The sequence below is a fragment of the Herbaspirillum sp. UBA812 genome (genome assembly GCF_002296545.1).
GTDB lineage: Bacteria > Pseudomonadota > Gammaproteobacteria > Burkholderiales > Burkholderiaceae_D > Herbaspirillum > Herbaspirillum huttiense.
The window spans coordinates 1-7,285 of sequence record NZ_DBIC01000324.1; the positions used below are offsets into that span (position 1 = coordinate 1).

Here is a 7,285-nt window from a genome sequence, read left to right on the forward strand (position 1 = left end):
GTTCCAGAACTATGCGCTGTTCCCGCACATGACCATCGCGCAGAACGTGGCCTATCCGCTGTCGGTGCGCAAGATGGATCGCGCCACCCGCGAAGCCAAGGTCAAGCAGGCGCTGGACATGGTGCAGATGGGAAAATTCGGTGACCGTTATCCGACCCAGCTCTCCGGTGGCCAGCAGCAGCGCGTGGCGCTGGCGCGCACGCTGGTGTTCGATCCGCAACTGGTGCTGATGGATGAACCGCTGGGCGCGCTCGACAAGCAATTGCGCGAACACATGCAGCTCGAACTGAAGGCCCTGCACAAGCGCCTGGGCGTGACCTTCGTCTACGTCACCCACGACCAGAGCGAAGCGCTCACCATGTCGGACCGCGTGGCCGTCTTCGACCAGGGCGTGATCCAGCAGCTGGCCCCGGTCACCGAGCTCTACGAATATCCGGACAATCAATTCGTCGCCAACTTCATCGGCGACAACAACCGTCTCAAGGGCAGCGTGGAAACGGTCCAGGGCGAACACTGTACGGTGCGCCTGGCCGATGGCACGGTGATCACCGGCCTGAACGTGCATCGCGCCCATGCCGGACAAAGCATCACCGCCTGCGTGCGCCCGGAACGCATCCGCCTGGCCGCAGGCGGCAGTGCCGAACCCAACAGCATCCGCGCCACCATCGCCGGGCTGATCTATTTTGGGGATCACGTGCGCGTGCGCTGCACGGTGACGGGGCAGGAAGACTGCTTCGTCAAACTCTCCCTCTCCGACCCGGCACTGGCGGGACTGAGCGAAGGCAGCAGCGTGGTCCTGCATGTGGCGCAGGATCGTCTGCGCTGCTTCCTCTGATTTCCCCACACTCCCCGTTTACTTGGTTTTTTGAGTTATTCCGTTTTTGTTCTTTTGTCGCACCTGATGTTCAGCAGTACCGCTTGATGAGCGAGGCAACTCAGATTGCCGCTCGGCTCTACCTTAGTTCAACACAGTCAACACGCACGATAACCAACGAGGAACAACAATGAAACGCCTGACACCTGCCCTGCTGTCCCCGCTCTTCCTGGGCCTGCTGTTTTCCGGCGCGGCTTCCGCCGCGGAACTGACCCTGGTCAACTTCGGCGGTGCCAATGGCAACGCCCAGAAGGTGGCCTACGTCGAGCCCTTCCAGAAGAGCACCGGCACCAAGGTCGTGACCGCCGAGTTCAACGGCGAACTGGCCAAGGTCAAGGCCATGGTCGAGACCAAGAAGGTCAGCTGGGACGTGGTGGAAATCGACGGCGGCGACCTGACCCGCGCCTGTGATGATGGCCTGATCGAAAAGCTCGACCTGGCCAAGACCATCAAGAAGGATGACTACATCCCCGAAGCCACGGTGAGCGAATGCGGCATGGGTGCCTTCGTCTGGTCCACCGTGCTGGCCTACAACGCCGACAAGCTCAAGACCGCACCGACCGGCTGGGCCGATTTCTGGGATACCAAGAAATACCCCGGCAAGCGCGGCATGAAGAAGAGCGCCCAGTACAACCTGGAGTTCGCACTCATGGCCGACGGCGTGCCGACCAAGGATGTCTACAAGGTCCTGGCCACCAAGGAAGGCGTGGATCGCGCCTTCAAGAAGCTGGATCAACTGAAACCCAACATCCAGTGGTGGGATGCCGGTGCCCTGCCGGCGCAGTTCCTGGCCTCGGGTGACGTGGTCATGGCCAACGCCTACAACGGCCGCATCGATGCCGCCCAGCGCGAAGGCAAGAACCTGAAGGTGGTGTGGGCCGGCAGCGTCTACACCCTGGATTACTGGGTGATCCCGAAGGGTTCGCCGAACAAGGCACTGGCCGAGAAGTTCATCAACTTCGTCAGCCAGCCGGAAAACCAGAAGGTCTACGCCAACAACATCGCCTATGGCCCGGTCAACAAGGGCGCCTTGAAGATGCTGGATGCCAAGACCCTGGGCAACCTGCCGACCTCGCCGGCCAATGCCAAGGATGCGGTGCAGCTGAGCCTGCAATTCTGGACCGACCACGGTGAAGAGCTGGAACAGCGCTTCGCTGCCTGGATCGCCAAGTAAGCCTGCACGCCGTAACGACAGCGATCCCGCAATTACAGGCGGGATCGCTGCCTTGAATTCCGCTGCCACCGGACACCCGAGACATGACCACCATCGCCACCCGCTCCGCCGCCGCCATGCCCCTGGCCGAACCTGATCCGCAGCAACTCAAGCGCGAACTGCGCGCCGCCCAGACCCGCAAACGCCTGGGTGCGCTGGCCCTGATCGCGCCGCTGGCGATCTTCCTGCTGCTGACTTTCGTGGCGCCCATCGTGGCCCTCCTGCAGCGCGCCATCGAGAATCCGGAAGTGGCCGCCACCTTGCCGCAGACCGTGGCGGTGCTGTCGAAGTGGGATCGCAAGTCGGCCCTGCCCGACCAGGCGTTTTCAGCGCTCGCGGAAGATCTGGCCCGTGCCAAGGAAGACACCACCGCCGGCAACCTGGCGCGCCGTCTCAATATCGAATTGTCCGGTTCGCGCTCGCTGGTGATGGGTACTGCGCGTGCCATGCCGCTGCGCGATGCCGATGGCAAAGCCTTGAGCCCCGCCGCCGCGCGCGAGGCCATCATCGCCCTCAATGCACAATGGGGCCAGCCGGAAGTGTGGCGCGTGATCGCCCAGAACGGCTCGGTCTATTCCCCCTACTATCTGCTGGCCTCGCTGGACCTGCGCCAGAACGTCTTCGGCGACATTGAAGCGGCTGCTCCTGAATCGGCGATCTACCGCACCATCTTCGGCCGCACGCTGTGGATGAGCGCGGTGGTCACCCTCATCACCCTGCTGCTGGCCTATCCGCTGGCCTACTGGCTCTCCACCATGCCGGAGCGCCGTGCCAACCTGTTGATGATCCTGGTGCTGATTCCCTTCTGGACCTCAATCCTGGTGCGCGTGGCCGCATGGATCGTGCTGCTGCAATCCGAAGGACTGGTGAACAAGGCGCTGATGCTGGCCGGTCTCACACAGTCGCCGCTGGAGCTGGTGTTCAATCGCGTCGGGGTCTATATCTCGATGACGCACATCCTCCTGCCCTTCATGATCCTGCCGCTCTACAGCGTCATGAAATCGGTGCCGCCCACTTACCTGAAGGCCGCTGTCTCGCTGGGCAGCCATCCCTTCGCCGCCTTCTGGCGCGTGTATGTGCCGCAGACTTATCCGGGCATCGGCGCGGGCGTGCTGCTGGTCTTCATCATGGCCGGCGGCTACTACATCACCCCGGCGCTGCTGGGTGGACCGAACGAACAGATGGTGAGCTACTTCATCGCCTACTTCATCAACACCACCATCAACTGGGGCATGGCCTGCGCGCTGGGTGCCCTGCTGCTGGCGGCGACCCTGGTGCTGTATGGCGTCTATCGCCGCTTTGCCAAGGTCGATGTGGGCATCAGCTGAGCCATTGAAGAATCCAAGGAGTACGCCATGAACAAACCGCCTCTCTTCCCGCCCTACACCTCGCTGGTGGAACGCGCCTGGTTCTTTGCCTCGCGCGGCTTCAACCTGCTGGTGCTGCTGTTCCTGCTCTCGCCCATCCTGGTGATGATCCCGCTGTCGTTCTCCGACAGCAGTTTCCTGATGTATCCCATCAAGGGCTTCTCGCTGCGCTGGTACGAGAACCTGTTCAGCTCCGATGAATGGGTGCGTGCCGCCAAGAACAGTTTCATCGTGGCACCGGCGGCTACCGTCATCGCGACCGTACTGGGCACGCTGGCCGCCGTCGGCCTGAACAAGTCGGACTTCCGTGGCAAGGGCATCCTGATGGCGATCCTGATCTCGCCCATGATCGTGCCGGTGGTGGTGGTCGGCGTGGGGGTGTATCTGTTCTTTGCCCGCATTGGCCTGTCCGACAGCTACCTTGGCCTGATCCTGGCGCATGCTGCGCTGGGTGCGCCTTTCGTGGTCACGACGGTACTGGCCACGCTGCAGGGCTTCAATCACAACCTGGTGCGGGCCAGCCTGAGCCTGGGGGCCAGTCCGCTGCGTACTTTCTTCCGCATCACCTTGCCGGTGATCGCGCCGGGCCTGATCTCGGGGGCTTTGTTCGCTTTTGCAACTTCTTTCGACGAAGTGGTTCTGACCTTGTTCGTGGCCGGGCCTGAGCAAGCCACCTTGCCGCGCCAGATGTTTGCCGGCATCAAGGACAACATCAGCCCGACCATCGCCGCCCTGGCGACGATCCTGATTCTGTTTTCGACCTGCCTGCTGCTGGCCCTGGAATGGCTGCGCGGGCGCAACAAGGCGGCCGCGCGCTTCTGAGCCTGCTCCCCCCACTTTTACGGAGACCTGACATGCTGCAACAACTCAAAGATCCTTCCCTGCTGCGCCAGCAGGCCTATCTCAACGGCCAGTGGTGCGATGCCGACCAAGCTGGCAAGCACGAGGTCTACAACCCCGCCAACGGCAATCTGCTGGGCAGCGTGCCCATGATGGGCGCAGCCGAGACCCGCCGCGCCATCGAAGCCGCCAACGCCGCCTGGCCGGCCTGGAAGAAGAAGACCGCCAAGGAACGCAGCGTCATCCTGCGCCGCTGGTATGAGCTGATGATGGCCAATGCCGACGACCTGGCGCTGATCATGACGGCCGAGCAGGGCAAGCCCCTGGCCGAAGCCAAGGGCGAGATCGGCTACGCCGCCTCCTTCATCGAATGGTTTGCCGAGGAAGGCAAGCGCACCTATGGCGACACCATTCCTTCGCCCTCGCCGTCGAACCGCATCGTGGTCATCAAGGAAGCCATCGGCGTCTGCGCGGCGATCACGCCGTGGAATTTCCCCGCTGCAATGATTACCCGCAAGGCCGGTCCGGCACTGGCCGCCGGCTGCCCGATGGTCTTGAAACCCGCTGAAGCCACGCCCTTCTCGGCACTGGCGCTGGCCGTGCTGGCCGAACGCGCGGGCATTCCGGCAGGCGTGTTCAGCGTGGTCACCGGCAGCGCCAAGGACATCGGCGGCGAGATGACCTCCAACCCCATCGTGCGCAAGATCAGCTTCACCGGCTCCACCGGCGTGGGCAAGCTGCTGATGGAACAGAGCGCATCGAGCATCAAGAAGCTCTCGCTGGAACTGGGCGGCAATGCGCCCTTCATCGTCTTTGACGATGCCGACCTGGATGCCGCCGTGGAAGGCGCGATTGCCTCCAAGTACCGCAACGCCGGCCAGACCTGCGTGTGCGCCAACCGGCTCTACGTGCAGGATGGGGTGTATGACGCCTTCGCTGCCAAGCTGGTGGAAGCGGTCAAGAAACTGAAGGTCGGCGATGGCATGGAGAACGGCGTGACGCAAGGTCCGCTGATCAACGAGCAGGCCGTCAAGAAGGTGGAGCAGCACATTGCCGATGCGGTCAGCAAGGGAGCCCGCGTGCTGCTGGGCGGCAAGCGCCATGCGCTGGGCCACAGCTTCTTCGAGCCGACCGTGCTGGCCGATGTGACACCGGCCATGCAGGTGGCCCGTGAAGAGACCTTTGGTCCGATGGCACCGCTGTTCCGTTTCAAGACTGATGAGGAAGCGGTGGCCCTGGCCAACGATACCGAATTCGGGCTGGCCAGCTATTTCTATTCACGCGACATCGGCCGCATCTGGCGTGTGGCCGAAGGGCTGGAGTCGGGCATGGTGGGCATCAATACCGGGCTGATCTCCAATGAAGTCGCACCGTTCGGCGGCGTCAAGCAGTCGGGACTGGGGCGCGAAGGGTCGCACTTCGGGATTGATGACTACCTGGTCGTGAAGTATTTGTGCATGGGGGGGATCTAAGAGCGTCCGCTGCATGGCACACACGTCGAAGGCCGCCATCGTGGCGGCCTTTTCACGAGATGGTCTTGACGTGCGGGTAGGCGCGAATTTTGGCATACGTATCGAGAACGATCATTCGCCCGCCTCCCACTCCACATCGAGCGGCTCAGTAGGGTCTTCGTAACGTAATACCGAGCCCGCCAGGATAGTCAGCGGCGCACGCTCGGCGGCCCGAAACGGACGGACTTCCACGGTGGGCTTGCCGTGGTCGGTCACCACTACGCTTTCGCCGGAGGCTTCCACCTGGCGGAAATATTCCAGCGCCTTGGCCTTGAATTCCGTCTTGGATACTTGGTTGCCTTGCATGGATCACCTCTTCATGAAACGACGACGGCATGGATCAAAGACTTTTCACACCATGCAACGAAATGACTACGCATACAAGTCATTTTAACGACACCCTCGTTCTTCACGATGAGTGCTCCCGTGTGGCCTGCCCGTCCTTGATCAGGTCAGCGGCTTTACAGGATGTTTACACCCCCACTCGAAAATACAACCCGCCGTTTACGTCCCCCATCCTACATTGACGTCTCCTCCACTACGGACCGGCCCAAGCCCGTCCCTCGTTTATGAGACCGATCGCCATCCTCCAGCATGAAAGCACACAGGGCCCCGGTGTCCTGCTGGATCATCTGGAACAACACGCCCTGCCCTATCGCCTGTTCCATCCCGTCGCAGAAGGCAACGCCCCGCGCGATGCCAGCCAGTTTTCCGGCATCGTCACGCTGGGCAGCGACCACAGCGTCAATGAAGACCTGCCCTGGATCCATGCCGAACACGCCCTCCTGCAAGATGCCCTGGCCCGCGACGTGCCGGTGCTGGGCCACTGCTTCGGTGCCCAGCTGCTGGCCCGGAGCATGGGGGCGCAGGTCAGCCGCAACCTCTGCGCCAACATCGGCTGGAGCCCGGTCTGGGTCACGCCACCGGCACAGCAGCGCATGGGACTGGCACGCCAGGTCACCATCTTCAACTGGCATTACGACACCTTCGAAATCCCCACCGGCGCGGTGCGCACCATGTATGGCAGCCATTGCCTCAACAAGGGATTCATGCGCGGCAAGCAATGGGGTTTCCAGGGCCATCTGGAAGTGACCGAAGAGAGCGTGCGCAACTGGTGTGCGGCCGGACGCGACGAACTGCTGTGCGCACCCGGCCCGGCTGCGCAAAGCCAGGCACAGATCCTCGCTCATCTGCCCGAACGCATCGCCGCCCTGCGCCTGGTCGCCGACCAGACCTACGCAGCGTGGACGCGACAGCTGGACCGCCCCCTGCGTATTTCGGTACGCGACCCTGCGTATTACGGATGAACCCGACTGCGCTCAGTGGAACGCAGGATGCGCCCGCAGGCGGCTCACCGCCAGGTCAATGAAGGCCCGCACCTTGGCCGGTGAGCGCCGCCCTTCCGGATAGAGCACGTGGATCGGCAGCGGCGGCTCTTCGAACTCGCTCATGACCCGCTGCAGGCGCCCGGCCTGCAAGC

At 62.8% G+C, this 7,285-nt stretch carries 7 protein-coding genes; 6 read left to right on the top strand and 1 reads right to left on the bottom strand.

Annotation, left to right across the window (positions count from 1 at the left end):
* The 5 genes from B3873_RS21820 to gabD all read left to right on the top strand — a co-directional run.
* The coding region (locus tag B3873_RS21820) for an ABC transporter ATP-binding protein (RefSeq protein ID WP_286869051.1) at positions 1-835 on the top strand (835 nt) is incomplete at its 5' end.
* Between the two features lie 169 nt (positions 836-1,004).
* Positions 1,005-2,048: an ABC transporter substrate-binding protein gene (locus tag B3873_RS21825; RefSeq protein ID WP_039789044.1), complete on the top strand. Its 1,044-nt coding sequence runs from the start codon at positions 1,005-1,007 to the stop codon at positions 2,046-2,048.
* 83 nt (positions 2,049-2,131) lie between these two features.
* The gene (locus B3873_RS21830; protein ID WP_286869054.1) at positions 2,132-3,415 is read left to right on the top strand and encodes an ABC transporter permease; all 1,284 of its coding nucleotides are present in this window, start codon (positions 2,132-2,134) and stop codon (positions 3,413-3,415) included.
* A 27-nt stretch (positions 3,416-3,442) separates the two neighbouring features.
* Entirely contained in the window at positions 3,443-4,276 is an 834-nt protein-coding gene (locus B3873_RS21835) for an ABC transporter permease (protein WP_034341087.1), read from the top strand.
* A 32-nt stretch (positions 4,277-4,308) separates the two neighbouring features.
* A complete protein-coding gene (gabD, locus tag B3873_RS21840) occupies positions 4,309-5,766 on the top strand; it encodes an NADP-dependent succinate-semialdehyde dehydrogenase (protein ID WP_286869056.1) in 1,458 nt (485 codons plus the stop codon).
* A 111-nt stretch (positions 5,767-5,877) separates the two neighbouring features.
* Here the strand turns inward: gabD and B3873_RS21845 are convergent, their stop codons facing one another.
* The gene (locus B3873_RS21845) at positions 5,878-6,111 is read right to left on the bottom strand and encodes a type II toxin-antitoxin system Phd/YefM family antitoxin (protein ID WP_286869058.1); all 234 of its coding nucleotides are present in this window, start codon (positions 6,109-6,111) and stop codon (positions 5,878-5,880) included.
* 263 nt (positions 6,112-6,374) lie between these two features.
* Between B3873_RS21845 and B3873_RS21850 the strand changes: the two genes are divergently transcribed.
* Positions 6,375-7,112: a type 1 glutamine amidotransferase gene (locus B3873_RS21850; RefSeq protein WP_286869060.1), complete on the top strand. Its 738-nt coding sequence runs from the start codon at positions 6,375-6,377 to the stop codon at positions 7,110-7,112.
* Positions 7,113-7,285 lie beyond the last annotated feature (173 nt).